This window comes from Microbacterium esteraromaticum (assembly GCF_016907315.1).
GTDB lineage: Bacteria > Actinomycetota > Actinomycetes > Actinomycetales > Microbacteriaceae > Microbacterium > Microbacterium esteraromaticum.
In genome coordinates this window covers 1344199-1370888 of sequence record NZ_JAFBBS010000001.1, presented here as the reverse complement: position 1 = coordinate 1370888, position 26690 = coordinate 1344199, and the positions used below count along the sequence as shown (strand labels likewise).

Genomic DNA, 26690 nt, shown 5'->3' with positions numbered 1-26690 from the left:
CATCCGCCATACTCACTCCAGCGGATCGATGGAGGACCGATGAGCGCACTGGACACGGCCCTGCACGGGTTGCGATCGCTCATCGCCGACAGCGCGCTGCGCCCAGGAGACCGGCTGCCCAGCGAGGGCGAGCTCTGCGAGCAGCTCGGAGTCTCGCGCGGATCGCTGCGTGAGGCCATCCGGATGCTCGCCGCTCTCGGCGTGCTCGAGACGAGGCACGGCTCGGGCAGCTACGTGAGCGAGCTCCGTGCCGCCGACCTCATCGGCAGCCTCTCGCTCACCGTCGGGCTGCTTCCGATGGAGGGGGTGCTGGAGCTGACCGAGCTGCGCCGGGCCCTCGAGCCGCACGCCACTGCGCTCGCCGCATCTCGGATCGACGAGGAGACCCTCGACCGCCTCGACGGTCTTCTCGACGCGAACGAGGCGACGGCCGACCTCGACGAGCAGTCCCGCATCGACCACGAGTTCCACATGACGATCGCCGAGGTCGCGGGCCAGGACGCCCTGACCAGCCTCATCGGCGTGCTGAGATCGCGCTCCCGCTCGTACCGGATGTCGGATCCCGACGACGCGGCCGAGCTCAAGCTGCACTCCGATGCCGGCCATCGGGCGATCCTGCGCGGGCTGAGGGAGGGCGACCCTGTCGCCGCGGCGGCAGCCGCGTCAGCCCACGTGGCCTACACCGAGTACTGGGTCAAGAAGAACTCCGGCAGCGCCTGAGCACAGATGCTCAGAGCCGGCCGAACATCGCCCCCGGATTCAGGATGTTCTGCGGGTCGAGAGCCTTCTTGATGCGCAGGTTCAGCTCGAGGACGTCGTCGCCGAGGTAGTCGGCCAGCCACGGCTGCTTGAGGCGGCCGACGCCGTGCTCGCCGGTGATCGTGCCGCCGAGCGCGATGGCGAGGTCCATGACCTCGCCGAAGGCGAGTTCGGCGCGGGCCTTCTGATCGGCATCCGCCGGGTCGAACACGATCAGCGGATGCGTGTTGCCGTCGCCCGCATGCGCGACGACGGCGATCTCGACGCCGCGGTTCTCGGCGATCGCGCGTACGCCCTCGAGCAGGTCGCCGAGGCGTGGAAGCGGCGCGCCGACGTCTTCGAGCAGCAGCGTCCCCCGCTTCTCGACGCAGGGGATCGCGATACGGCGCGCCTCGACCAGCGCCTCACTCTCGTCGGGGTCGCTCGTCGCATAGACCTCCGAGGCGCCGTTCAGCCCGCACAGCTGCTCGATCTGCTCGATCTGCGCGGTGGCCACCTCGGCGGGCTCGTCGGACTGCACGATCAGCATCGCCGCGGCGGTGCGATCGAGCTCCATGCGAGTGACGTCTTCGACCGCGTTGATCGTGACCCGATCCATGAACTCGAGCATCGAGGGCCGCATCGCCGCCTTGATGTCGACCACGGCCTGGATCGCGCCGGCGACCGTGGGGAACATCGCGACGAGCGTGGTGGGCTGGCGCTGAGCGGGCACGAGCCGCAGCACCGCCTCGGTCACGATGCCGAGGGTGCCCTCGCTGCCGACGAAGAGCTTGGTGAGCGAGAGGCCCGCCACGTCCTTGAGGCGAGGGCCGCCGAGCGTGACGGCGCGGCCGTCGGCGAGCACCACGGTCAGCCCCAGCACGTAATCGGTGGTCACCCCGTACTTCACGCAGCAGAGCCCGCCGGCGTTGGTGGCGATGTTGCCGCCGATCGAGCAGAACTCCCACGAAGACGGGTCCGGCGGGTACCAGAGACCGTGCTCGGATGCCGCAGCCTTCACCTCGGCGTTGAACGCCCCCGGCTGCACGACGGCCATCTGCATGGTGGGGTCGATCGTGATCTCGCGCATCCGCTCCAGCGAGACGACGATCGCGCCGTCGACAGCCGTCGATCCGCCGGAGAGACCCGAGCCCGCGCCGCGCGGTACGACCCCGATCCCCGCACCGGCCGCGATGCGCACGGCCGCCTGCACGTCTTCCGTCGACGACGCCCGTACGACGGCGAGCGGGACGCCGGCATCCGGATCGTCCGCGCGATCGCGACGGTACGCCTCGAGCGAGTCCGGAGAGGTGACGACGGCGTCGGCGCCGATGGCGTCGACGAGAGCGGAGATCACGCTTTCGGAGAGCATGGCCTCCACTGTGTCACACGGTGGCCGCGCCGATGGTCAGAGCGTGGTGATGTCGACCTGCAGGTCGTGCGTCAGCCGCTCGATGTCGCCGCGCAGGGCATCGAGGTCGGCCGACGACGGCAGCGTCGCGGTCACCGAGGACTCGAACAGACGCCCGCCGGCCATCGCCGCGTCACGGGTCTGCGTGGTCATGTTCTCGATGCTGAGCGCGTGCGTGCTCAGCACGCCCGAGATCTCGCGCACGATGCCCGGGCGATCGTTGCCGAGCACGCTGATCGAGATGCGCTGATCCGAGTCGGACGCCGAGGTGTCGGCGCCCGTGTGCACGGTGATCGACAGCATCCCGTCGAGCGCATCGAGGTCGGTCCGCAGGGCGTCGACGCGGTCGTCGGCGACCGAGATCTCGATGACCCCCGCGAAGGTGCCGGCGAGCTCGGCGAGCTGGCTGTTCTCCCAGTTGCCGCCGTGGGCGGCGACGACATCGGCGACGGCCGAGACGAGTCCGGGGCGATCCGCTCCCGCGACCGTGAGGATGAGCGTGGTCATGCGCTCAGCGTAGCCGTTCACAACTCAGGAGGAACGGCCGCTTTCGGGCCGCAACCGCACCGGCCGAGCCACTTCCGCCCCGGCTCTCCTGATTTATGAACGCACGATCGCGTTCACCACGCGCCGCCGTCGAGGAAGCGCTCCATGCGCTCGCGGTGCGGAGCGAGGTCCCAGCCCTGCGCGGCGACCCAGGCGTCGTCGTAGTACGTCTGCGCGTAGCGCACGCCGCTGTCGCAGATCAGGGTGACCACGCTGCCCGTCTCGCCGGCATCGCGCATGCGCCCGATCAGCTCGAACGCGCCGTACAGATTCGTGCCGGTCGACCCGCCCGTCCAGTGCAGGGTGCGCTCGCGCAGCAGCCGGATGGCGGCGACCGACGCCGCGTCGGGAACGGGGATCATCTCGTCGATCACGCTCGGCACGAACGACGGCTCGACCCGCGGCCGGCCGATGCCCTCGATGCGCGAAGGCTGGCCCGTGGCATGCGCATCGCCCTTCCAGCCGGCGTAGAAGGCCGAGCCCTCAGGGTCGACGACCGCGACCTCGGTCGCGTGGCGGCGATAGCGCACGTAACGGCCGAACGTCGCGCTCGTGCCGCCGGTTCCTGCGCCCACGACGATCCAGCGGGGGATCGGATGCCTCTCCTGCGACAGCTGGCTGAACACGCTCTCGGCGATGTTGTTGTTGCCCCGCCAGTCGGTGGCCCGCTCGGCGAACGTGAACTGGTCGAGGTAGTGGCCGTTGCATCCGGCGGCGAGCCGGCGCGCCTCTGGCGAGATCTGGTCGGCGTGCTCGACGAAGTGGCACTGGCCGCCGTAGAACTCGATGAGGTCGATCTTCTCCTGGCTGGTCGAGCGCGGCACGACCGTGATGAAGGTCAGACCGAGCATCCGGGCGAAGTACGCCTCCGACACGGCGGTCGACCCGCTCGACGACTCGACCAGGGTCGTGCCCTCGTCGATCAGGCCGTTCACGAGCCCGTACAGGATGAGCGAGCGCGCCAGCCGATGCTTGAGCGATCCGGTCGGGTGCACCGACTCGTCCTTGAGGTACAGGTCGATGCCCCACTCCGCGGGCAGCGGAAACAGGTGCAGGTGCGTGTCGGCCGAGCGGTTGCCGTCCGCTTCGAGCACCTGGATGGCGGAACTGACCCAATCGCTCATGGTTCTCGAGCGTAGCGGGCGGCGCTCACGCCGATGTCGCCTGCCGCAGCCAGCGCTCGATGCCCGCGACGTGCGCGGTCGCGAGCGAGGTGGCGAGAGCGGAATCGTGCTGCGCGATCGCCTCGGCGATGGCGCGGTGCTCTGAGATGGTGCGCTCGACGGCATCCTGCTCGGTGAGCCCGCGCCACACCCGCGCGCGGATCGTGCGGCTGCTCAGGCTCTCGACCAGGCTCAGCAGGTAGCCGTTGCCGGTGAGGCGCACGATGTCGCTGTGGAAGCGCAGATCGTGCGCGACCAGGTCGTCGATGCTCACCGTCTCGGCATCGATCGACGCGACCTCGTCGATCAGGGCGCGGGACTGCTCGTCGGAGGCCGCCTGCGCGGCGATCCCCGTCGCCTGCGATTCCAGCATGCGGCGCACGGCGAAAAGCTCGAGAAGCGAGTCGTCGTCGTGCATGTCGATCACGAAGCTGATGGCCTCGAGCAGGAGATGCGGTTCGAGGCTGGTCACGTAGGTGCCGTCACCGCGGCGCACGTCGAGCACGCGGATGATCTCGAGCGCCTTGACGGCCTCGCGCAGCGAATTGCGCGAGAGCCCGAGGTGCTCGGCGAGCTCCTTCTCGGGTGGCAGGCGGTCGCCGGGGCGCAGCTCGCCCGACACGATCATCGCCTTGATCTTCTCGATCGCGTCGTCGGTGAGAGCCATGGCGACATCATTCCACAGTGATCGGATGTCTGCGCGCGATCGTGGGTCCTGCTGAGGCAGGATGGGCGCATGCGCGTCGTCGACTCACACCTGCACCTCTGGGACCCTGCCGCTCTGGACTACACCTGGCTCGACGGACCCCTGGACGCCACCTTCTCAGACATCGAGATCGACGAGGACGCGCTCACGGGCGTCGACGAAGAGGTCGCCATCTTCGTGCAGGCCGACCCCGTCGAGGACCAGCAGCTGGCGGAGATGCGCTGGGTCGACTCGATCGCGCTGCAGTCGGGGGTCGTGGCCGCGGTGGCGGGTGCGCGCCTCGACCGGGGCGCCGAGACCGAGCGGCACCTCGATGCGCTCGCGGTGCACGAGCGCGTGGTCGGGGTCCGTCATCTGCTGCAGGGCGAGGCGGACGGCCTCGCGCAGAGCGCCGCATTCATCGCGGGGGCTCGCGCCCTGGCATCCCGAGGGTGGACTTTCGACGCCTGCGTGCGGGCGAGCCAGCTGTCGGATGTCACCGCGCTCGCCGCAGCCGTTCCCGAGCTTCCTGTCGTGCTCGACCATCTGGGCAAGCCCGCGCTCGGCACGGCGCAGGCACCGCTGCGGCCGAGCGCCGAGTGGTCACGGGACATCGCCGATCTCGCCCGGCATCCGCAGGTGTTCTGCAAGCTGTCCGGTCTGCCCGCGGAGACGGGTGGGGAGTGGACGGATGCCCAGGTCGCGCCGTTCTTCGACGCGGCGCTCGAGGCGTTCGGTCCGCAGCGGCTGATGTGGGGCAGCGACTGGCCGGTGTCGGCTGTGGCAGGGGACTTCGTGCCCGGCAGCCGGCAGCGGTGGCTGCAGACCGTTGCCGACTGGGCCGCGTCACGGGGCGTGGACGCAGACGGCCTCTTCTGGGAGAACGCGCTCGCGTTCTACGGCATCCGCTGAGCCGCCGTTCCCCGCCCAGGTCGCGACTCGACCCGCTACGCGGCGTCGCGACCTGAGCGTCGGGCCCGAGGGTCACCTGTGAGGGGGGATCACTCCGAGCGCAGGCGCAGGGATGCCATGCCGCCGTCGACCTCGATGAACGTCCCGGTCGTCGACCCGGATGCCGGGCTCACGAGGTACAGCACGGCGCCGGCCACCTCGTCGGCCGACACGAGCCGGCCGTGCGGCTGGCGGGCGTTGAGCGCGGCGCGCTCCGCCGCGGGGTCGTCGGCCGAGTCGAGCAGCCGCCCCACCCAGGGAGTGTCGGCCGTGCCGGGGTTGACGGCGTTGACCCGGATGCCCTCGCGGAGATGATCCGCGGCCATCGCACGCGTCAGGGCGCTGACCGCGCCCTTCGACGCCGAGTACAGCGCGCGCTGGGGCAGGCCGGTGGTCGAGGCGATGGATGCCGTGTTGCAGACAGCCGCGGCCGGCGACCGTCGCAGCCACGGCAGTGCGGCGCCGGTGACGCGGGCGATGCCGGTGACGTTCACCGAGAGCACCCGCGCCCACTCGTCGTCGTCGTTCGCGGTGATGTCGCCCTGGGCGCCGATGCCTGCGTTGTTGATCACGATGTCGATGCGGCCGAACCGCTCGCCTACCGCGGCGACGGCCGCGTCGACGGATGCCCGATCCGCGATGTCCGCCGTGAAGGCGGCGAATTCGGGAGCGGCGGCGGAGATGTCGCGGTCGAGCACCGCGACCTGCGCACCCTCGTCGTGCAGGCGACGCGCGATGGCCGCCCCGATGCCGGACGCCGCGCCCGTCACGATCGCGACGAGGCCCTCTGTGCTCAACGCTCCCATGCCACGAACCTCTGCTTCTGACGGCCCAGGCCATCGATCTCGACCTCGACGACGTCGCCAGGCGCGAGGTAGGGGTACTTGCCCGACAGGGCGACGCCCTGCGGGGTGCCGGTGAGGATCAGGTCACCGGGCTCGAGAGTGACGTACTGCGACAGGTGGTGCACGATGGTGCGCACGTCGAAGATCATGTCGCTCGTGCTGGAGTCCTGGCGCGGCTCGCCGTTCACGAAGCTGCGCAGCCCGAGCGACGACGCGTCGACCTCGTCAGGCGTCACGAGCCAGGGGCCGGTCGGGTTGAAGCCCGCGGCGATCTTGCCCTTCGACCACTGGCCGCCGGAGACGGTCATCTGGAAGTCCCGCTCCGACACGTCATTCGCCAGCACGAAGCCGGCGATGTGGGCGTCGGCCTCTTCCGGTGAGTCGAGGTAGGCGGTGCGGGCACCGATGACGATGCCGAGCTCGACCTCCCAGTCGGTCTTCTCGCTGCCCCGCGGGATGGTGACGTCGTCGTTCGGGCCGACCACCGTGTTCGGCGTCTTGAGGAAGATGATCGGGATGCTCGGCGGCTCGGATCCCGACTCCGCGGCGTGCGCCGCGTAGTTCATCCCGATGCAGATGACGGCGCTGGGCCTGGCGATCGGGGCGCCGATGCGCCGCTCTGCGGCATCGGCCAGTTCGGGCAGCGACCCGGCATCGAGGGCCGCGCGGGTGCGGCCGACGGGGTCGTCGGCGAGGAAGTCGCCGTTCACGTCCGATGTCACGGAGCGCAGATCGAGGGTGCGGTCGCCGTCGATGACGACGGGGATCTCGCGTCCTGGCTCGCCGAGTCGCGCGAACTTCATGGTTCTCCTTCTCCTCAGGGAGGCGGGATGCCGGGGCGGCGTCCGTGATTGACAGTATAGACATCGGATGTTTACACTCAAGCGCGGCGTCACCCATCCGACGCCCCTGAAGGAGCACAGTGAGCCGCATCGTCGCGCTGGACACCAGCGACATCCGCTTCCCCACCTCTCTGAGCCTCGACGGCTCGGATGCCATGAACCCCGACCCCGACTACTCCGCGGCCTACGTCGTGGTGCGCACCGACGCCGGCGACGGCATCGAGGGCCACTCGTTCGTGTTCACGATCGGCCGCGGAAACGACGTGCAGGTCGCTGCCATCGACGCGCTCGCCGGGCACCTCGTCGGTCGTGAGATCGAGCCGCTGCTGGACGACATGGGCGGCATCTTCCGCGAGATCATCGGGGATTCGCAGCTGCGGTGGCTCGGTCCTGAGAAGGGCGTGATGCACATGGCCATCGGCGCCGTGATCAACGCGCTGTGGGACATCAAGGCCAAGCGCGCCGGTCTGCCGCTGTGGCAGCTGCTGTCGCGCATGACCCCCGAGCAGATCGTCGACCTCGTCGACTTCCGCTATCTCACCAACGCACTCACCCGCGACGAGGCCCTCGACATCCTCCGCGCCGCCGAGGCGGGCCGAGCCGACCGCGAGGCCGAGCTGCTGGCATCCGGATACCCCGGCTACACCACCAGCCCCGGCTGGCTCGGATACTCCGACGAGAAGCTCGAGCGCCTTGCCCGCGAGGCGATGGCCGACGGCTTCACGCAGATCAAGCTGAAGGTCGGCGCCGACCTCGATGACGACATCCGACGCTTCCGCAAGGCCAGGGAGGTGTGCGGTCCGGACTTCCCCATCGCGATCGACGCCAACCAGCGCTGGGAGGTGTCGGAGGCCATCGAGTGGGTCAACGCGCTCGCCGAGTTCGAACCCGCATGGATCGAGGAGCCCACCAGCCCCGACGACATCCTCGGGCACGCCGAGATCGCCCGCGGCGTCGCGCCCATCCGGGTCGCCACGGGCGAGCACGCGCAGAACCGGATGATCTTCAAGCAGCTGCTGCAGGCCGACGCCATCGGCGTGATGCAGATCGACGCGGTGCGCGTCGCCGGTGTCAACGAGAACATCGCCAACCTGCTGCTCGCCGCGAAGTTCGGCGTGCCGGTCTGCCCGCACGCGGGCGGCGTGGGTCTGTGCGAGGCCGTGCAGCACCTGTCGATGTTCGACTTCGTCGCCGTCAGCGGCACTCGAGAGGGCCGGCTGATCGAGTACGTCGACCACCTGCACGAGCACTTCGTCGCCCCCACCGACATCCGCGGCGGGTCGTACACGGCGCCCACCGCGCCTGGTACGAGCATGCAGATGAAGGCTGAGAGCATCGCGAAGTACACGTGGAAGGGCGAGCATGTCGTCGACTGAGTCGCGGATCGAGTTCGGTCCGCTCGGCTTCGGCGCCGCATCCGCCGGCAACCTGTACCGGGCAGTCGACGATGAGACCGTCGAAGCGGCGCTGGAGGCGGCGTGGCAGAGCGGCATCCGCTACTTCGACACTGCTCCTCATTACGGGCTGGGCCTGAGCGAGCGCCGGCTGGGCGCATTCCTGCGCTCCAAGCCCCGCGACGAGTACGTCATCTCGACCAAGGTGGGCCGGCTCCTCGAGCCCAACCCGCACTTCGCCGGCGGACGGGATGGTGAGGGCTTCGACGTGCCCGATGACATGATCCGCCGATTCGATCCCAGCGCGGATGGCATCCGCCGCAGCCTGGACGACTCCCTCGAGCGTCTCGGGCTGGATCGGGTCGACGTGCTCTACCTCCACGATCCCGACGTCTACGACCTCGACCGCGGCCTGCGCGAAGGGCTGCCCGCGCTGGCCGACCTGCGCGCCGAGGGCCTGGTGCGCGAGATCGGAGTCGGCGTGAACGATGCCGCGGTCGCGGCGCGGGCCGTGCGCGAGGGAGACCTCGATCTGGTGATGATCGCCGGCCGGTACACGCTGCTCGAGCAGCCTGCCCTGGAAGAGCTGTTCCCGGTGTGCATGGAACGAGGCGTGCGGGTCGTCGACGCCGCGGTGTTCAACTCCGGGCTTCTCGCGACGTCGTCGCCTGCCGCGACGGCGACGTACAACTACGGCGCCGTGCCCCCGCAGGTGCTCGAGCGGGCGCAGCGACTGGCGGCCATCTGCGCGGCGCACGGGGTGGAGCTGCCCGCCGCGGCTCTGCAGTTCCCTGCCCGGCACCCTGTGGTGACGACCGTGGTCTTCGGCACCTCGAATCCGGAGTCCGTGCGGCAGAACGCCGAGCGGATGCACGTCGACATCCCCGCCGAGCTCTGGGCCGAGCTGGCGGAGGTGTGACATCTTTCGAATCGTCTGAACCGCGGCATCCGGTACGGAGATGCAGCGGATCACGCGATTCGGCAACTGAGAGAGGACTGACCGATGCTTGAGGGAATCCACCCGCTGCTCACCGGGGAGATGCTGCTGCATCTCGACCGGATGGGGCACTCCGACGCCGTCGTCGTCGCCGACGCGCACTTCCCCGCGTGGGCGCTGGGGGCCAGGGTCGTCGACCTCCCGGGCACGACGACGCCGGATGTGGTCGCGGCGATCCGCTCGGTGCTGCCGCTCGACGACGCCCCCGGCATCGACCTGATGGAGTCGGCGGACGCGACGGTGCTCGACGTGCAGCGCGAGCTGATGGCCGCAGCGGGCACCGATGTCGACACCACCCGCTTCGTCGAGCGCTTCGCCTATTACGACATCGCGAAGGACGCCTACCTCATGGTCCGCACCGGCGAGACCCGCAAATACGGCAACGCTCTGCTGCGCAAGGGCGTCGTCGGGCACCCCTCGCGCTGACGACGGCGGTGCCGCCCCTTGTGCGCGGTGCGGTGCGGGCGCAGAATCTGGGCATCCGCTCTTCCCCCTCGCAGAAGGAACGCTCATGGCTCACGGCGACATCACGCACATCGACATCCCGGTATCCGACATGGCGGCGGCGACCGCCTTCTACAGCAGGCTGTTCGGCTGGAACATCGCCGAGCTTCCCGGCTTCGAGGGCTACCCGATGTGGCAGGCACCGAACGGCATCTCGGGCGGGGGACTGGCGCCTCGAGGCGAGGGCTTCACGCAGCCGCGCTCGTACGTCGAGGTCGACTCGATCGACGAGACGATCGCTCTGGCGAAGGATGCCGGCGCGACCGTGCTGATGGAGAAGATGCCGATCACCGAGACGAGCGCCTGGGCGGTGATCTCCGACCTCGACGGCAACAGCATCGGCCTGTTCGAGGGCACCGTCGGCTGACCTGCCTCCCCTCGGCCCGTCGGTCGATGGTCAGCCGCGTGGTTCAGAGGCCAGGGTGAGCGACCGCTCCAGATGCTCGCGACCGGCGCGACGCGCGTCGATGATCACGCGACCGAGGCCGGGGTACTCGGCGTGACCTGCGGGCAGCACCTCCAGCTCGAGGAGATCCGCCGGCACGGCATTCGCGATCGAGAATTGTCCAGGCGGCGGCACGTACTGGTCCCAGAGCGCCGCTTCGACCCGCACGGGGATGCGGAAGAACAGCGCCGAGGTGGAGGCGTCGAAGGGCCGCAGCTGCTCACGAGCCTCGGGATGCCGTTTCACGTGCCTCCGCTGGTGCTCTCCGCTGCCGAGGCAGGGCGCCGCGAGGCGCTCGTCGTACTGCCCGAAGGTGGGCACGACGAGGGTCGCTCCGACATAGCGGTCGTCCCAGGGCACGGCGAGCGCGCCGAGGCCGCCGCCGAAGCTCTCGCCCACGAAGTAGAGGGGAAGGTCGCCGGCCAGCTCGCGCAGCGCATCGCCCGCGAGCCACAGGTCGCGAGCGCAGAGCCCGATCACGTACACCTCCGGGTCTGAGAGCCCGGTGAGCACGTGCGCCTCGCGCTCCTCCGGCGCCCCGACATCGACGTTCAGCGCACCCAGTCCCCGCGCCACCGGGAAGATCGCGGCGGCATCGCGCGGCACGCGGCTGAGATCCACGCGCTCGCGCCCGCCGTAGCCGTGGCTGTGCACCACGCCCACGCGAGGCGCCTCGGCGAGCGGCTCGACGTACCAGGCGCGCAGGCGAACGCCGTCGACGCCCGACAGCTCGATGAGCGACACCCGTCGGCCGCCGCGGTCGCTGCTCGAGAGGACCCGCGGCACGGCATCCGTCGACCGGGCGCTTTCGCGCCAACCGCGCCAGCGGTCGGCGAAACCCGGCGTCGGCGGCACCGGAGCCACGGCTCGGAGCGTGTCGAGCGTGAAGCCGTAGCTGCCGTCGAAAGCCGCGTCGGGGAACCAGAGATCGTAGGGAGCAGGAAAGGTCATGCGCAGTGCGGGGTCCTGTCGGGAATCGGGTCGGGGGTGGCGCGCGTGGCAGACTGGTCACGGCACGAGAAGGAGAGCGGATGCTGGTCACCGAGCGACGCGAGCGCATTCTCGCCCTGGTGCGCGAGCGAGGCACTCTGCCGCTCAGCGAGCTGGCCTCGACCCTCGGCGTCAGTGACATGACGGTGCGCCGCGACATCGACCTGCTCGCCGAAGACGGCGAGGTGCAGAAGGTGCGCGGGGGAGTGCGGGCGATCGGCGCCGGCCGGCCGGTGAGCGGCGCGGCGACGACGTCGCGATCGGAGCTGAGGGCCATCGCATCCGCTGCTGCCGACCTCGTGGAGCCGGGGATGGCGATCGGCATCTCGGGCGGCGAAGCGGGACTGGCACTGGCCCATGAGCTCAGAGGCATCGCGGATCTGACGATCGTGACGAACTCCCTGCTGGTGTCCGACCTCTTCTCGCCCCCGTCGCGCTCCGATGCCCCGTATACGCAGACCGTCGTGCTCACCGGCGGGGTGCGCACGCCGTCGCAGTCGCTCGTCGGCCCTGTGGCTGTGCGCGCGCTCGAGCAGCTGCACTGCGACCTGGTCTTCCTCGACGCTCACGGACTCGACGTGCAGGCGGGGCTGACCACGATGAATCTGCTCGAGGCCGAGACGTACCGCGCCTTCATGGCCATGGCCCGCGAGGTGATCGTGCTCGCCGAGCACAGTCGCTGGCAGGTCGTGGGGCTGACGACCATCGCCGAGCTGAGCGACATCGACCGTCTGATCTCGGATGATGCTCTTCCTGCCGACGCCGCCGAACAGCTGCGCGATCACGTCGGGCGCCTCGACGTCGTCGCGGCGGGGCACAGCGGCTGACATCAGCGCGCCGTGCTCGCCCTCTTCACGAGGCGGGCGGGAATGGTGACGTGCCGCACGGGCAGGTTCGCACCCAGAGGGGCGGTGAGCTGACGCTCGAGCTCGGTGAAGGCCGCGTCGACCAGCTGGTCGTGGTCCGGTGCGACCGACGTGAGCGCCGGCACCGAGAAGCGCGCCGCGCGGATGTCGTCGATGCCGACCACGGCGATGTCCTGCGGGACGCGGCGTCCGTGCGCGGCCAGTGCCGCCAGCGCACCGAGCGCGACCGAGTCGTTCGAGCAGACGATGCCGTCGAGATCGCCGACGGCGCCCACGATCTCGCCGGTCGCCCGCTCGCCCTCCTCCGCGCTGAACGCGTCGACCTGCAGGGTGAGCGCGTCGTCGATCGCGATGCCCGCGGCGTCGAGCGCTTCGAGATACCCCGCGTGGCGCCGGTCGGCGGCATCCGACGGGCGAGCGTCGCGACGGCCGATGAAGGCGATGCGACGGCATCCGGCAGCGATGAGATGTTCGGTCGCGGTGCGGGCGGCGCCGCGGTTGTCGATCGTGATGTGCGTGAACGGACTGACCTGGATGTGCTCGCCCAGCAGCACCAGCGGCCCTGGGGAGGTGCGGCGGGTGAGGTCGGCCACGGTCAGCGACCGCGGGATGTGGATCAGGCCGTCGATGTCGGGCAGGCCGACACCGTTGGCGACGTCCACCTCGCGGGCGTGGTCTCCCTCTGTCTGAACGATCAGCACGGCCATGCCGCGCGCCTCGGCGCCGCGCACGAGCCGGGAGCTCAGCTCGGCGAAGTACGGCTCTTCGAGATGCGGGACGGCGAGAGCGATCAGTCCCGTCCGCGACGAGCGCGCGGCGGGGACCGAGCGCGCGGGGCGCCGCTCGCGATCGGGTGCGGTCGTCACCTTCGGCCTCCTGGATGCCCGACGTTCACCCGCCGGAAGGCGGGTGTGCATCACGTTAGCGTCATCCATCACGACTGGACCCTGAAGGCGATCACGCGGGCCGCCGCGGCGCCGTTCGTCGCCTCGATGACCAGGCGGGCCGCGGTGAAGGCGCCGAGGTCGGCGGGAAGGGAGTGCACGCGGTGCCGGTGGCGGTTGCCCCGCTCATCGATCGCGGTCGTCCACTCGCCCGATGCGGCGGACAGCACCTCGACCCGGTAGTCGCGCACCAGCTGAGGCATGATCTCGTCGGGGTTGCGGTGGTGGTGCAGCGTATTGAGCGACACGTCGACCTCGTCATCGAACACCAGTCGGATCTCGCGGGCCTCGACCGGGGCATCCCAGTCCAGACGCAGCCACGCCGGCCCGGCGGTCGCCAGCGGTTCGGACGCCCACATGTGGGGGCCTCCGAAGGGACGGTTGAATCCCGACACGGCCCGCTCCGGCGCCAGCGCCGCGGTCTCGGGGGCGGTGCGGAAGACGGGCGCCCTGCCGCGCAGCGGCTTGGTCGGCCACTTGACCAGCAGTCCGTCGTCGCTGATCTCGACGTTCTGGTCGTCGTTGTCGACGCGGTGCACGAGGGTGAGCACGCCCGCGGGGAGCACGTCGGTCAGGTGCACGCTGACGTCGGGGTTCGCACGCAGCACCACGACGACGTTCTGCGGGTCGGCGGGGGCGAAGGGAGTCTGCGCGGTCACCCATGCAGGGCCGCCGGCGGTCACCTCGACGGTCGCGCTGTGCTCGAGGTGGGCCGGCACGAAGTTCTGCGGGCGACCGGTCGACCAGACCTCGACCGTCAGGCTCGTGTCGGTCGTCGCGCTGAGCAGCAGGTCGGTGGTCTCGAGCACGGGATGCACAGGCACCACGATGCCCAGATCCTCGGCGAGCGCGTGCGCTCCGGCGGCGGGCCCATCCGCTCCGGCCGCGACCGTGCGCTGCCATCCCGACGCCGTCACGCGGGCCGAGCGGGCGAGGTCGGCCGGGTCTTCGTTGGCGACGCCGATCAGCGATGCGTCGGCGCGCAGCAGCGCCTGGCGCAGCTCGGCGCGGTGGTTCTCGTACAGCTCGCGCGGGGTGGCGTCGTGGTCGAGGCAGAGGGATGCCGCCGTGCCGGCCGCCTCTCCCATCGCCGCGCACGTGGCCATGACCCGTGCGGCGCCGAAGGCGATGTGGGTGGCCGAGATGTTGCGGCCCGCCATCAGCAGGTTCGAGACGTTCACCGAGTACAGCGACCGGAACGGGATCTCGAACACGCCGTCCGAGAAGCGCTGCACGGCGCCGGCGCCGGTGGCGTACATGCCCTCAGCCGGGTGCAGGTCGATCGACCAGCCGCCGAAGGCGACGCCGTCGTCGAACGCGACCTGCTCGAGGATGTCCTGCTGACGCAGCGTGTAGTCGCCGATGAAGCGGCGGTACTCGCGCTTGCCGGGGATGTTCCCGATCCATTCCAGCGTGAGGTTGTCGGCGTCGAACTCGCCGGAGTTCTTGATGTGGTCCCAGATGCCGAGGATGACCGAGCGCAGCTCGTCGCGGATCCGCTCGTTGTCGTCGACGATGTCGAGCTGCCCTCCCCACTCGATCCACCAGTAGTGGGCGCCGCTGTCACCGCTGCGGATGATGCGGGTCGCGGGGATGGGGGTCGTGCTGATGTCCTTCGCCGACTCGGGGGCGACGTACTTGACCGGATGCCCGAGATCCTTCGTGTAGAACAGCAGGGTCGATCCGAGGAACTCCCGGATCGGCTCCTCCGGGGCCCATTCCTCGTCGAACTCGGCGCGGCTCTCCTTGCCGAGGCGGTGGCGGGCGCCGACCAGGCGACCGATCAGCCCGTCGCCGGTGCAGTCGAGGAACAGGGGGCCGCGGAAGATGGTGCGCACCTCGGAGCCCATCGTCCACCCGGTCACCGACGTGACGCGGCGATCGTCGTCGGGTCCGGTGGCCTCGGCCTCGAGCACCTCGGTGTTGAGGAGCAGCGTGAGATTGGGCTCGCGGCGCACGATGTCGAGCACGACGTCGTCCCAGTAGACCGGGTTCCCTTCGGGGTTGCGGTACTGGTTCTCGAGCAGCATCTCGCCGATGATCCCCGTCTCGCGGGCCCAGCGCTGGTTTCCGTGCGCGGTGGCTCCGCAGACCCAGACCCGCACCTCCGAGGAGGAGTTGCCGCCCAGCACGGGACGGTTGTTGATCAGCACGGTGCGCCGGCCGTGCCGGGCTGCGGCGACGGCGGCGCTCACACCGGCAAGGCCTCCTCCGACGACGATGATGTCGGCTTCGATGGTCTGCGTGCGCATGGCAGGGGTTCTCCTGGGTTCTGAGGGTGGCGGGTGCCGGCGGGCCGGCACCCGCCGGGGGTGTCACGGGTGATGGGTTCAGCGGTGCGGGTCAGGGCGCGCAGTCCGCGCGCAGGTCGGCGACGATCTGCGCGAGTGAGCCGCCGGTGCGCTTCTGACCGGAGCGCGGCACCTCGGCGTAGCGCAGGGTGCCGCCGCCCGCGGTCGCCGGTGCGCTCAGATAGAGCACGTCGGTGCCGTCGTCGGCCGTCGCGGCGCGCAGGCGCTGCTGCCCGCGCATCGGGTCGCCGATCGCCTCGATCGCCCACCCGGTGCGGCCCTTGGCCGACTCGAGCATCACGACCTGGCTCGTTGCGACACCGCACACCGGCACCGACAGCACGGCGTAGGCGCGGCTCTTCGAGCCGTGCGCCGTGGCATCCATCGCGGCGATCGTGTCGATGTCGGCGCCGAGGGCGTCGACATCGATGAGCGTCTCACGCTGCCACTCCGTGCCGCTCCAGGTGGCGCGGAGCAGGTCGAAGCGCGTCGAGCCGTCGGCCGTGTAGCGGTACACGACGCTGTCGAGGCGACCGTCCTTGACCGCCATCTTGGCGGTCTGGAACGCCGGCGTCGTGCTGTTCATGTCCTCACCCCCGGTGAACGGCTGGAAGACGACCTGCCCAGGAGTGCTCGGCCTGATAGGGGCGGGCAGCGCGTTGCCGGCGATATCGGCGAACGACCGCGTCTGCGGATCCCAGATCGCGTAGGAGCCGAGGTGGCGGTACGGGCCTGCGGCCCAGCGGTGCCACTCCCACAGTACGTGCACCTTGTTGTCGTCATCGACGATCAGGTCGTCGGGGTAGACCGAGAAGTTCGTCGCCGAGGCGATCACGGTCTCGCGCTCCCACGCCCCGGTGGCGAGGTCGTAGTGGTAGAGCACTCCGTCGCGGCGCGCCTGCGTGTCAGGGCCCGTCCGGACCATGAGCCACACGTCTCCGTCGGGACCGACCGAGGTGATCGGGTACGAGATGGTGCCGCCCTGATCGGGCAGCTCGGCACTGACCTCGACGAGCGAGGTGACGTCACCGGGGGTCGTGGAGCGGAAGTAGTTCCAGTCCTCGTGATGCATCGAGGCGAAGACATGGATGTCGCCCGCGCCGTCGATCGCGATCGACGGCTGGTTGTGGCCGTTGTCGTTCAGGTAGTTCGCGCATGCGCCCGTGTCGAGCCGGAGGCATCCGGATGTCCACTCGCCGGCGGCGGAACGCGATGCGAGATGCACCTCGTGCCGGTTCACGCCTGCGGGGACGTTGTACGCGAAGTACGTGATGTCGTCCACCACGGCGAGGGGGTTCCACCAGCCGGACTGGTTGGAGCCGTCGACGGTGAACGGAACCGTCTCGACATGGGTGGGGTGCACAGCGGCGACGGCAGCCGGCGCGAGGCCGGCAGCGGTCACGGCCGAGAGGGCAGCGGCGGCCAGGACGGTGCGACGACGAGACATCGGGATGCCCATCAGCCGATCAGCTTCTGTGCGGCCTCGCCGGCCTGGGTCATGGCATCCTTCGGGCTCTGCTGGCCGACCAGCACCGCCTGCACGCGCTCGGCGATGGCGGTCTCGACCTGGGCGTACTCGGGGTACTGCCAGAACGGGTTCACGGTCGCCGTTGCGGTGATCTTCTCGGCGAAGCGAGCGCCGAACGCGTCGGAGGTGACCGCCTCGGAGCTCTGGGCCTTCTCGATCACCGGCGGCAGTCCGCGCACCTCGTAGTCGGCGATGACCGCGTCGAGGTCGCTCGTGGCCCACTGCCCGAACTCGGCCGCGGTTCCGGTCGCGTCGCCGCCCGCGCCGCCGACGACGACGATCGCGCCGCCCCAGACCAGCGCACGAGGGGTGTCGCCCTTCTTGAGCACGGGGCGCGACTCTGCGACGAGCTTCTCGCCGAGCTTGGCGTCGGGCGAGTCCTTCACCACAGCGTTGCGGCCGACGGGTGCGTCGTCGTAGATGGCCGCCCGGCCCTGCGAGAACAGCGCGCGGGCGTCGAAGCGGTCGACGTCTGCAGCGATCAGGCCCTGGTCGTACAGCGACTTGTACCAGGTGACCGCTTCGATCGAGGCGTCATCGCCGATGGCGACCTTGCCGTCCTTCACGAGCGGGCTGCCGAAGGTCTCCATCCAGATGAGGATGTCCTTGAGCTGGGCGGCCTTCGTCGACGCGGCGTAGGGGATCAGGCCTCCGCCGAGTCCCTTCAGCTTCTTGAGCGCGCCCTCGTACTCGTCGACCGTGACGGGGAACTCGTCGATGCCGGCCTTCTGGATCAGCTCGGAGTTGGTCACCAGTCCGATGGCGCCGATGGTCCAGGGGAAGCCGTACTGCACGCCGTCGAACTGCGCGGCTTCGAGCGACGAGGCGGTGTAGCCGCGGTCCTTGGTGAATGCGGAGACGTCTTCGAGCTTGCCGAGGGCGGCCAGCGACGCGAGCCAGGCGACGTCGACGTGGGCCGCGCCCGAGAACTGGCCGCCGCGCACCTGCAGCATCAGCTGCTTGAAGTACTCGTTGTAGGGGAACGACACCTCGGTGATGTCGACCTTGCTCTTCTTCGCGTAGCCGTCGAGAAGGGCGCGGATCGCCGGAGCGGCGGCCTCTTCGGTGAGCGACCAGCTGGCGAAGTCGAAGTCGGCCGCGGTGAACCCGCCGGGCTTCAGCGAGCCGCTTGATGCGGCTGGGGCGCCACCGGCGGATCCGCCGCTGGGCATGCAGCCGGCCAGCAGCAGGCCTGCGGTGCCGAGTCCTGCGAACTGCAGCAGCTGGCGACGCGAGAGGGAGGGGGTGGGGTGGGACATGATTCTCTCTTCTTCGAGTGATGGAGGGGAGGGGCGGGCGGGTCAGCCCTTGACGGCACCGGCGGTCATACCGCCGACGAGGTAGCGCTGCAGAGCGATGAAGGCGATCGCGACAGGCAGCGAGACGACCAGCGAGGCGGCCATCAGTTCGGGCCAGGCTGTCGAGGCCTCGCCGATGAACGTGTTCACGAGCCCTGGCGGCAGGGTCTGCTTGTCAGGACCGGCGAGGGTCAGCGCGAAGATGAAGTCGTTCCAGCCGCGCACGAACGCGAACAGGCCCGCGGCGATCAGACCGGGTGCGGCGAGGGGCAGCACGATGGAGTGGATGATGCGCATGCGCGAGGCTCCATCGACCAGGGCGGCCTCGATGAGCTCGTCGGGGATCGTGTCGAAGAAGCCCTTCAGCATCCACACGCACAGGGGCAGGGTGAACGTCGTGAACGACAGCACCAGCGCGGCGTAGCTGTTGAGCAGTCCGTAGGCGGCGAAGACGCTGTAGAGCGTGATCAGCAGCAGCGCCTGGGGGAACATCTGCGAGGCGAGCACGAAGTACATCAGGCTGCGCCGACCGCGGTAGCGGAACTTCGAGAACGCGTATCCCATGTAGGCCGAGACGATGACCGACAGCACGGCGGTGATCACCGAGACGATGATGCTGTTGCGGAGATAGCCGAACAGGGCGGGGTTGTTCGCGAGGGCGAGGTACGCGTCGAAGCTGATCTCGGAGGGGAACAGGCGCGGCGGGTACGAGAAGACCTCGGTGCGCGGTGTGAGCGATGTCGAGAGCAGCCAGTACACCGGGAGCAGCGCGAAACCGCCGAACACGACGACGGCGACCCAGGCGCTGACGGTCACGGCACGATGGTCGGCACGCACGCGGCGCTTGCGGGGCGGCTGAGCGGGCGGGGCGGATGCCACGGCGGGCGGTTCGGTGAGCAGCGCGGTCATCGCTTCTCCCCCTTCTCGGAAAAGCGGACGTAGACGACGACGAGTCCCATCAGCAGCACCATCCACAGCAGGCCGAGGGCGCCGGCCTTGCCGAGGTCGAAGCCGTCGAAGGCGGTCTCGTACACCGCGGTGGCGAAGGTCTCGGTGGAGCCGGCGGGTCCGCCGCCGGTGAGCACGTAGATGATGTCGAAGTGCTGGAAGTTCCAGATGAACTCGAGCAGCAGCACGAGGCCGATGATGCCGCTCATCTGGGGGACGGTGATCGAGAAGAAGCGGCGGACGGTGCCGGCGCCGTCGATCTCGGCCGCCTCGTGCAGCTCGGGCGGAACCGTCTGCAGTCCGGCGAGCAGCATGACCATCATCCAGGGGAACGACTGCCAGGTCTTCGCGACGATCACGGCGATCATGGCCGTGGTCGGATCCGCGAGCCAGGCCTGCGGCGCGTCGATGAGGCCGACCGACTCGAGCAGCGCATTCATGACGCCGTAGTTGGCGTTGAAGATCCACATCCAGAGGAACGAGACCACGACGCCCGGAATGAGCCACGGGACCAGCATGAGACCACGCAGCACCTTGGCGCCGCGGATCTTCGTGTTCAGCGCCAGCGCGAGACCGAAGCCGATCACGAACGGCGCGATGGTCGTGCCGAGCGTGAAGACGATGGTCTGGCTGAGCAGTGTGAAGAAGTCGCCGCTCAGGACATCGACGATGTTGTCGAAACCGACGAACTCGCGGCCCGGCTCCACGAGGCTCTGCTTGTAGAACGCGGTGATGAGCGCGGTGATCAGGGGGTACACGACGACAGCGGCCAGAAGGGCGAGCCCGGGCGCGGTCAGCAGGAGGGCGAACATCCCGTCTGTCAGTCGCCGGGGGCGATGACCCGTCGTCTTCTGTGAAGAAATGGGTACTTGTGTCATGAAATGGACATCCTTGGCCTTCGAGATTCTCGGCGATGAGTGCGGGTATCGCGGAAACACCAGTGTTTCGGACTGCGACGGTCGGGTCAACTGCAATCAGTCACGATCAAGTAACGAGAGATTGTGAGGGCAAATGTAAAGAAGTGTGCAGTTCATGTCTCGGACGGACGCCAGATCCATCCTTGATTAGCGATTATCGATTAGCTAGGCTCCCGATGGGTCGTCCGATCGGCCCACTCCCCAGAGAGCAATCGGAGACGCAATGAAGCGTGCACTTGCAGCAGCTGCGATCGCGGCGATGATCGGCACGGCCTTCGCGGTCGCGCCCGCGTCGGCCGCCGACGGACCGACACTGTATGTGGCACCGGGAGGTGACGACAGCGCAGCGGGGTCCATCGATGCACCTCTGGCCACACTCGAAGGCGCGCGCGACCGCATCCGCCAACTCAAAGGCGACACCGGCCTGCCCGAGGGAATGACCGTCCTGCTGCGCGAGGGCGAGTACCAGCGCAGCTCGTCGTTCCTGCTCGGCGCAGACGACTCGGGCACCGCCGACGCGCCCATCGAGTACCGCTCGTACCCCGGCGAGACGGCGACCCTGACGGGAGGGCGCGATCTGCCGCGCGACCGGTTCTCGAAGGTCTCCGACACCGCGGTCACCGAGCGCATCGTCGAGGCGAGCGCGCGAGACAAGGTGCTCGAGATCGACCTCGAGGCCATGGGCCTCACCGATTACGGCCAGCTGAGCAGGCACGGATACTGGAAGGCGAACGACGTCAGCGAGACCCCGCCGATGGAGCTGTTCATCGAGGGGCAGGGCATGACTCTCGCCCGCTGGCCCAACGCCGACGCCGCGACTCCCACCGTGCAGATGGGCGACATCATCGACCCCGGCCCCACCCGCAGCGACGCCGACCTGCAGGAGCGCGGTGGCACGTTCGCCTACACCTACGACCGCCCCAAGCACTGGACGGCGGCGAAGGACATCTGGCTCGACGGCATCTTCGGCTACAGCTGGGAATGGTCGTACAACAAGATCGAGAAGATCGACACGGCCGCCAAGACCATCACGCTGCGCTACGGCGAGATGTCCGGAATCATGAAGAGCTGGTTCCCTGACTTCCACTTCGCGCAGAACCTTCTCGAAGAGCTCGACGCTCCCGGTGAGTACTACATCGATCGCGACGCCGGCAAGCTCTACCTCATCCCGAACGCCGCCTTCACCCAGGGCCGCGGCGACGTGACGGTCACCACGCTCGACGAGCCGATGATCCGCGCCGAGGATGCCTCGCACATCACCTTCGACGACATCGTCATGGAGTACGGCAGGGCGACCGCGGCCGTCGTCCTCGGCGGGTCGAACGTCACCATCTCGCACGCCGACATCCGCAACTTCACCGACGGCGGTGTGCTGATCAACTCGCCGGGCAGGTACACGTACGACGGCATCCCGATCAACAGGGGCGGACGCGACCACGCGGTCACCGACTCGCGGATCACTCACGTCGGCGGTGTCGGCGTCGTGCTGCAGGGCGGCGACAAGAAGACCCTCGCGCCAGGGCGCAACCGGGTGCAGAACTCTGAGATCGCCGACTTCGCGTACTACCACAAGGCCTACAACCCCGGCGTGATGTTCGACGGCGTCGGCAACGTCGCCAAGAACAACAAGATCCACGACGCACCGCACCCCGGCATCATCGTGCACGGCAACGACCACCTGTTCGAGCGCAACGAGGTGTACGACGTCTGCAAGATGTTCAACGACCTGGGTGCGATCTACATGAACTCGGGCATGACCCCGCAGCAGCGCGGCCACGTGTTCCGCGAGAACCACTTCCACGACATCGGGGTCGGCATGGCCGGCGTCGAGGGCATCTACGCCGACAACTTCACGTGGGACCTCACGATCGAGAAGAACGTGTTCGTCAACATGGGCAACGCGGCGATCAAGAGCGGGTCCGCCGACTACATCTCCGCGACGAACAACGTCTTCGTCGACGCCTTCGCGCCCTACGACAACTACGAGCAGTGGATGGGCGACCAGGAGGGCAACGTGGTCGACCGTTCGTACATGCCGGAGTGGAAGCGCGTCTTCGAGGAGAACAACGACTTCGTCGGAACCCCGTACCTCGAGAAGTACCCCGAGCTCGGGCACTTCTTCGAGGACGACCACTACTACCCGAACCACAGCACGTTCGCGAAGAACGTCGTCTGGAACCCGAACCGCAAGCCGATCGCCGGCATCAACGATCAGGGCGCGAAAGACGGCAAGAACCTGCTCAACTACGGTGTCAACATGGTCGCCACAGCCGACCCCGGCTTCGTCGATGCGGCGAACGGCGACTACACGCTGAAAGCCGACTCCGAGGTCTTCACGAAGATCCCCGGGTTCGAGGCCATCGCCTTCGACAAGATCGGGCTGCAGGGCCATATCGGCCACTCCCAGTCGCCCGAGAGCATCGACTTGGAGGCGGTCGCCTTCGACAGCGAGAAGCTGCTGCTCGACGCCGGTGACGAGGTGCGCCTCCGCGCGGTCCCGCTGCCGTGGAACGCGTCGGGTGCCGAGTTCACCTACGCCTCGGCCGACACATCGGTCGTCACCGTGAACGACAAGGGCATCGTGCTCGGCGTGGGCCCTGGCGCCACGACGATCACGGCGACGGCGAAGTCGGACTCCGCCAAGACGGCCACCATCGAGGTGATCGTCTCGGAGGGTGACGGCGTGCTGCACTTCACCGACTTCGAATCGGGCGCGAACGGCTGGCCGACCGACCCCAACCGCAGCATCCAGACGGATGCGAGCGGCAACAAGGTCTACCGCATCGTGAACGGCGCCAACGCCCTGCTGCCGAGGGACTTCAGCGAGTTCGTGCTCGACTTCGACGTCACCCCGCCCGCGGGCGACACGGTGAAGTCCGATCTGCTGATCTACAACCGCCATCAGAACCGCGGGGGCTACATCCGCTACCGCAACGCCGACGCCGGCCCCACCTGGACCATCTTCGACAGCAACTGGCAGATCGTCGCCGAGAAGGTGCTGCCCGCCGGCGAGGGCCTTCCGAACGGCCGCACCTCGCACGTGCGCATCGCCGTGCAGGACGGCACGATCCGCATCGTCACCAATGGCAAGGTGTCGCTCGAGGGCAAGGATCCCGCACCCGCGGCAGCCGGTCGCGTCGGCTTCTACGTCGAGGGCTTCACGAGCCTCGACATCGACAACATCGGCTTCTCGCTCTCGGATGTGCCGGTGACGGGCGTGGTGCTCGACTCCGAGAAGCTCGACCTCCGCACCGGCGAGCGCCGGACGGTCAAGGCGACCACCGCTCCGGAAGACGCCAGTGACACGCGCGTCAGCTGGACAAGCGCCGATCCCGCGATCGCGACCGTCGCCGACGGCCGCATCGCCGGGGTGAGCGCGGGGACGACAACGATCACTGCCGCATCCGTCGCCGATCCGTCGCTGACCGCCCAGGTCGCGGTGACGGTCACGGATGCGGAGTATCCGACTCAGCGGCTCGACGAGCAGCTGACGGATGCCGCGAACTGGAGCGTCGCGAAGGGGATCGCCGTCGATGAGAACGGCGTGAAGCTGACGGAACAGGGCGTGTACGGCTACAAGGCCGAGCGATTCGGCTCGAAGCTGCTTCAGGTCGAGGCGGACTTCGGCACGTTCGACGGCGGCTGGTACGGCTTCCAGGTGCGCTCCGATCAGACCGGTCTTCCGGCCTGGCAGAACTCGAACACCGGGTATGTGTTCGTCATCAAGGAGGACACGATCGAGTTCCAGAGCTGGTCTCCCGGCCAGACGATGCTCGACATCATCCCGAACACCGTCATCGAGCCGGACAGCACCCATCTCATCGAGGTGGGCGCGATCGAGGAGGGCGACGCGAGTCGCGTCGTGCTGCGGGTGGACGGCAAGACCGTGTGGAACATGCTGGACGCACGCGAGAACCTGAAGATCGCGGCGGACGGCTTCTTCAACCTGTATCACTACGGCAAGACCAACACCTTCGCGGTGCGTCCGGCGCCGTCGGACGCCGAGGTCGTGTCGATCTGCTGGTCGAAGGACGCCACTCCCAAGACCCGCTACCTGCGTGGTGAGGAACTCGACGTCTCAGGCATGCTGCTCGATGTCGCGTGGAGCGACGACCGCGTGACGCAGATGCAGGTGACGGCCGATATGGTGAGCGGATTCGACAGCCGGAAGGTGGCGCCGAAGCAGACGCTCACCGTGACGCACGAGGGTGCGACGGTGACGCTGCCGATCTCGGTGCGACCGAAGGACAACAAGAAGGATCTGGAAGTGGAGCGATGCGGCTGATCTTCATCGGCGATTCGATCACGGACGCCGGACGCGACAGGACCGACCCGAGCTCGCTCGGCGACGGCTATGTCTCGATGCTCGCGCCCGAGCTGACGGCCGGCGGTGCCGAGGTGGTCAACCTCGGCATCGCCGGCAACCGGGCGGCGGATCTCGCCGCCCGGTGGGACTCGGATCTGCTGCCGGCGGCGCCGGACGTGCTGACGGTCTACGTCGGCGTGAACGAGGTCTGGCGTCGCTTCGACAGTGGCGACCCCACGCCGACAGAGCGGTTCGAGTCGACGATGCGCGGCCTGCTGGCCTCGGCGGTCCGGGCCGGTTCGCCGCAGCTCATCCTCATGGAGCCGTACCTGCTGCCCGTGAGCGACGAGCAGCGCGAGTGGCTCCCGGAGCTGGACGAGAAGCGCGCGGCGGTCGCCCGGCTCGCGACCGGGTTCGGCGCGCAGCTGGTGCGGCTGCACGATGTGCTGACCGAGGCCGCTCGCGGACGGGATGCCGCGGACCTCGCCCCCGACGGCGTGCATCCGCTGCCGGAGGCATCGCGCGCGATCGCGCAGGCCTGGCGCGATGCCTACCGCGCGCTGGGTCATTAGCGATAGTCGATAACGGAAGTAGAATGAGCACCATGACCGATGTGATGGGCGCCGCAGGCCTGCAGCGCGGACTGCTGTCTGACCAGATCTACGCCATGATCAAGGCGATGATCAAGGACTCGACGCTGGGTCCGGGGGAGCAGCTCGTCGAGTCGCAGCTCGCCCGCCAGCTCGAGGTGAGTCAGGCGCCGGTGCGCGACGCCCTCAAGCGCCTGGCGCACGAGGGTCTCGTCTCGCACGTTCGCCATCAGGGCAACTTCGTCGCCAGCTACTCGGCCGAAGAGGCGGCGCAGGCGAAGGTCGCCAGGGTCGAACTGGAGGCGCTCGCGGGTCGCCTGGCCTGCGGCGGGCTGGACGCCGAGCGGCGCAGCGCTCTCGAACAGTTCATCGAGGGCATGCACACGGCAGCCGAGAACAGCGATCTCGCGCGCTTCCGCGAACTCGACTTCGCGTTCCACCGCGCCGTGATCGAGGCGAGCGGCAACGCGTACCTTCCCAAGATGTGGGATCTGCTCGAGCCGAGCCTGCGCTCGATGCACGTGCTCGGCGACCCGACCTTCACGGGCGACTGGCACGAGGTCGCCGACTGGCACCGCGGTCTGCTCGACGTGCTCGAGGGCGATGCGCCCGACGCCGCAGCCGACCTGTTCCGTGCGCACGCGGCGGGAACGCTGCTCGACTGACGCACCGCGTCTCGTGGGCGACGCCTGTCAGGCGTGCAGGCCGTACAACCGCTCGGCGGTGCCGTGCCAGAAGGCTGCACCTGCGGCATCCGGCACCGCCAGACGCACTCTCGTGAGCAGCCGAGGATAGTCCGCGACGCGGACCGAGAGCGGCCAGTCGCCGCCGAACATCAGCCTCTCGGGACCGAACGCGGCGAGGGCGATATCGGCCATGTGCGAGAGCTCGGCATCGGTGCGGGTCGGCGAGATCAGTCCAGAGAACTTCGCGTGCGCGTTGGGCTGCCCCGCGAGAGCGCCGAGGCCGGCGGCCCATTCGGCGGTCGCGTCAGCGAAGCCGAGGCCGAGATGACAGATCACCACGGGTGTCGACGGATGCCGGGCAGCCAGAGCCGCGGCCCCGCCGAGCTGCTCGGGGCGGATCAGCAGCTCGAGAACGCGCCCCGATGCGCCGAGCGCGGCGGCGAGCCGGTCGAGGCCAGGCACATCCGAGAGATCGGCGGCGCGCTGCGGCACAGCGGCTCGGATGCCGGAGAAGCCCGCACCGCCGTCCGCCGTCGCCCCGAAGGCCCGGCCGGGCGCCGGCTCGTACTGCAGCACAGCGCGCGACAGCACGGCATCCGCGTCGGTGATGGCGGAGAGCCAGCGCGCCTCCGCGGCCGAGTCGGCGACCTGCACCGCGACCCCCGAGACGATCCCGCAGGCCTCGGCCACGGCGCGGTAGTCGGCGGGCGACGCCACGGCGGGCAGGCCCATCCCGTCGCGCAGCCAGGGGATGGGAAACGCCGTCGCATCCCACACGTGCACGTGCGCGTCGACGATCCGCATG

At 69.1% G+C, this 26690-nt stretch carries 24 protein-coding genes; 10 read left to right on the top strand and 14 right to left on the bottom strand.

The window, feature by feature from the left end; translation table 11 throughout:
• The first annotated feature begins 39 nt into the window (after positions 1-39).
• Positions 40-720, top strand: a complete 681-nt coding sequence (locus tag JOE67_RS06755) for a FadR/GntR family transcriptional regulator (RefSeq protein ID WP_204974726.1) — start codon at positions 40-42, stop codon at positions 718-720.
• A 10-nt stretch (positions 721-730) separates the two neighbouring features.
• Here JOE67_RS06755 and JOE67_RS06750 read toward each other — a convergent pair whose 3' ends face one another.
• The 4 genes from JOE67_RS06750 to JOE67_RS06735 form a co-directional block, all read right to left on the bottom strand.
• Positions 731-2110, bottom strand: coding sequence for an FAD-binding oxidoreductase (locus tag JOE67_RS06750; protein ID WP_204974725.1), 1380 nt, complete (start codon positions 2108-2110; stop codon positions 731-733).
• Between the two features lie 36 nt (positions 2111-2146).
• A complete protein-coding gene (locus tag JOE67_RS06745) occupies positions 2147-2656 on the bottom strand; it encodes a glycine cleavage system transcriptional repressor (protein WP_204974724.1) in 510 nt (169 codons plus the stop codon).
• Between the two features lie 113 nt (positions 2657-2769).
• Positions 2770-3819: a PLP-dependent cysteine synthase family protein gene (locus JOE67_RS06740; RefSeq protein WP_204974723.1), complete on the bottom strand. Its 1050-nt coding sequence runs from the start codon at positions 3817-3819 to the stop codon at positions 2770-2772.
• Positions 3820-3844: 25 nt separating this feature from the next.
• Positions 3845-4525, bottom strand: coding sequence for a FadR/GntR family transcriptional regulator (locus JOE67_RS06735; RefSeq protein WP_204974722.1), 681 nt, complete (start codon positions 4523-4525; stop codon positions 3845-3847).
• Positions 4526-4594: 69 nt separating this feature from the next.
• Here JOE67_RS06735 and JOE67_RS06730 point away from each other — a divergent pair, with 69 nt between their 5' ends.
• The gene (locus tag JOE67_RS06730; RefSeq protein WP_204974721.1) at positions 4595-5455 is read left to right on the top strand and encodes an amidohydrolase family protein; all 861 of its coding nucleotides are present in this window, start codon (positions 4595-4597) and stop codon (positions 5453-5455) included.
• A gap of 89 nt (positions 5456-5544) precedes the next feature.
• Here JOE67_RS06730 and JOE67_RS06725 read toward each other — a convergent pair whose 3' ends face one another.
• On the bottom strand, positions 5545-6300 hold the full coding sequence (locus tag JOE67_RS06725) for an SDR family NAD(P)-dependent oxidoreductase (RefSeq protein WP_204974720.1): 756 nt from the start codon (positions 6298-6300) through the stop codon (positions 5545-5547).
• Positions 6288-7142, bottom strand: coding sequence for a fumarylacetoacetate hydrolase family protein (locus JOE67_RS06720; RefSeq protein WP_204974719.1), 855 nt, complete (start codon positions 7140-7142; stop codon positions 6288-6290). The genes JOE67_RS06725 and JOE67_RS06720 overlap by 13 nt, the downstream gene beginning before the upstream one ends.
• A gap of 119 nt (positions 7143-7261) precedes the next feature.
• Between JOE67_RS06720 and JOE67_RS06715 the strand changes: the two genes are divergently transcribed.
• The 4 genes from JOE67_RS06715 to JOE67_RS06700 all read left to right on the top strand — a co-directional run bounded on the left by JOE67_RS06715 (position 7262) and on the right by JOE67_RS06700 (position 10443).
• The gene (locus JOE67_RS06715) at positions 7262-8557 is read left to right on the top strand and encodes an enolase C-terminal domain-like protein (RefSeq protein ID WP_204974718.1); all 1296 of its coding nucleotides are present in this window, start codon (positions 7262-7264) and stop codon (positions 8555-8557) included.
• Complete coding sequence (locus tag JOE67_RS06710; RefSeq protein WP_204974717.1) at positions 8544-9494, top strand: aldo/keto reductase; 951 nt, start codon at positions 8544-8546, stop codon at positions 9492-9494. Before JOE67_RS06715 ends, JOE67_RS06710 begins: the two co-directional genes overlap by 14 nt.
• 84 nt (positions 9495-9578) lie before the next feature.
• Positions 9579-9998 carry an RbsD/FucU family protein gene (locus tag JOE67_RS06705; protein WP_204974716.1) on the top strand — a complete coding sequence of 140 codons (420 nt, stop codon included), beginning with the start codon at positions 9579-9581 and terminating at the stop codon, positions 9996-9998.
• 85 nt (positions 9999-10083) lie between these two features.
• Positions 10084-10443, top strand: a complete 360-nt coding sequence (locus tag JOE67_RS06700; RefSeq protein WP_204974715.1) for a VOC family protein — start codon at positions 10084-10086, stop codon at positions 10441-10443.
• Between the two features lie 30 nt (positions 10444-10473).
• On the opposite strand, the gene JOE67_RS06695 is transcribed toward JOE67_RS06700, so the two are convergent.
• On the bottom strand, positions 10474-11472 hold the full coding sequence (locus tag JOE67_RS06695; RefSeq protein WP_204974714.1) for an acetylxylan esterase: 999 nt from the start codon (positions 11470-11472) through the stop codon (positions 10474-10476).
• An 80-nt stretch (positions 11473-11552) separates the two neighbouring features.
• Here JOE67_RS06695 and JOE67_RS06690 point away from each other — a divergent pair, with 80 nt between their 5' ends.
• Entirely contained in the window at positions 11553-12338 is a 786-nt protein-coding gene (locus tag JOE67_RS06690; RefSeq protein WP_204974713.1) for a DeoR/GlpR family DNA-binding transcription regulator, read from the top strand.
• Positions 12339-12340: 2 nt separating this feature from the next.
• Here JOE67_RS06690 and JOE67_RS06685 read toward each other — a convergent pair whose 3' ends face one another.
• The 6 genes from JOE67_RS06685 to JOE67_RS06660 form a co-directional block, all read right to left on the bottom strand.
• Positions 12341-13243 carry a LacI family DNA-binding transcriptional regulator gene (locus tag JOE67_RS06685; RefSeq protein ID WP_338041525.1) on the bottom strand — a complete coding sequence of 301 codons (903 nt, stop codon included), beginning with the start codon at positions 13241-13243 and terminating at the stop codon, positions 12341-12343.
• 68 nt (positions 13244-13311) lie between these two features.
• Positions 13312-15573, bottom strand: coding sequence for an FAD-dependent oxidoreductase (locus JOE67_RS06680; RefSeq protein WP_204974712.1), 2262 nt, complete (start codon positions 15571-15573; stop codon positions 13312-13314).
• A 91-nt stretch (positions 15574-15664) separates the two neighbouring features.
• Positions 15665-17071 (bottom strand): BNR-4 repeat-containing protein, encoded by a 1407-nt coding sequence (locus tag JOE67_RS06675; protein ID WP_239528020.1) that lies wholly within the window; start codon positions 17069-17071, stop codon positions 15665-15667.
• Positions 17071-18399: an extracellular solute-binding protein gene (locus JOE67_RS06670; protein WP_204974711.1), complete on the bottom strand. Its 1329-nt coding sequence runs from the start codon at positions 18397-18399 to the stop codon at positions 17071-17073. The genes JOE67_RS06675 and JOE67_RS06670 overlap by 1 nt, the downstream gene beginning before the upstream one ends.
• 42 nt (positions 18400-18441) lie before the next feature.
• Positions 18442-19347 carry a carbohydrate ABC transporter permease gene (locus tag JOE67_RS06665; RefSeq protein ID WP_204974710.1) on the bottom strand — a complete coding sequence of 302 codons (906 nt, stop codon included), beginning with the start codon at positions 19345-19347 and terminating at the stop codon, positions 18442-18444.
• The gene (locus tag JOE67_RS06660) at positions 19344-20198 is read right to left on the bottom strand and encodes a carbohydrate ABC transporter permease (RefSeq protein ID WP_204974709.1); all 855 of its coding nucleotides are present in this window, start codon (positions 20196-20198) and stop codon (positions 19344-19346) included. The genes JOE67_RS06665 and JOE67_RS06660 overlap by 4 nt, the downstream gene beginning before the upstream one ends.
• A gap of 328 nt (positions 20199-20526) precedes the next feature.
• Between JOE67_RS06660 and JOE67_RS06655 the strand changes: the two genes are divergently transcribed.
• The 3 genes from JOE67_RS06655 to JOE67_RS06645 are packed head-to-tail and all read left to right on the top strand — an operon-like array spanning position 20527 to position 25864.
• Positions 20527-24588 (top strand): Ig-like domain-containing protein, encoded by a 4062-nt coding sequence (locus tag JOE67_RS06655; RefSeq protein WP_204974708.1) that lies wholly within the window; start codon positions 20527-20529, stop codon positions 24586-24588.
• The gene (locus tag JOE67_RS06650) at positions 24579-25181 is read left to right on the top strand and encodes an SGNH/GDSL hydrolase family protein (RefSeq protein ID WP_204974707.1); all 603 of its coding nucleotides are present in this window, start codon (positions 24579-24581) and stop codon (positions 25179-25181) included. The genes JOE67_RS06655 and JOE67_RS06650 overlap by 10 nt, the downstream gene beginning before the upstream one ends.
• A gap of 32 nt (positions 25182-25213) precedes the next feature.
• Positions 25214-25864, top strand: coding sequence for a GntR family transcriptional regulator (locus JOE67_RS06645; RefSeq protein WP_204974706.1), 651 nt, complete (start codon positions 25214-25216; stop codon positions 25862-25864).
• A 27-nt stretch (positions 25865-25891) separates the two neighbouring features.
• Here JOE67_RS06645 and JOE67_RS06640 read toward each other — a convergent pair whose 3' ends face one another.
• Positions 25892-26689 (bottom strand): amidohydrolase family protein, encoded by a 798-nt coding sequence (locus JOE67_RS06640; RefSeq protein ID WP_239528445.1) that lies wholly within the window; start codon positions 26687-26689, stop codon positions 25892-25894.
• Position 26690 lies beyond the last annotated feature (1 nt).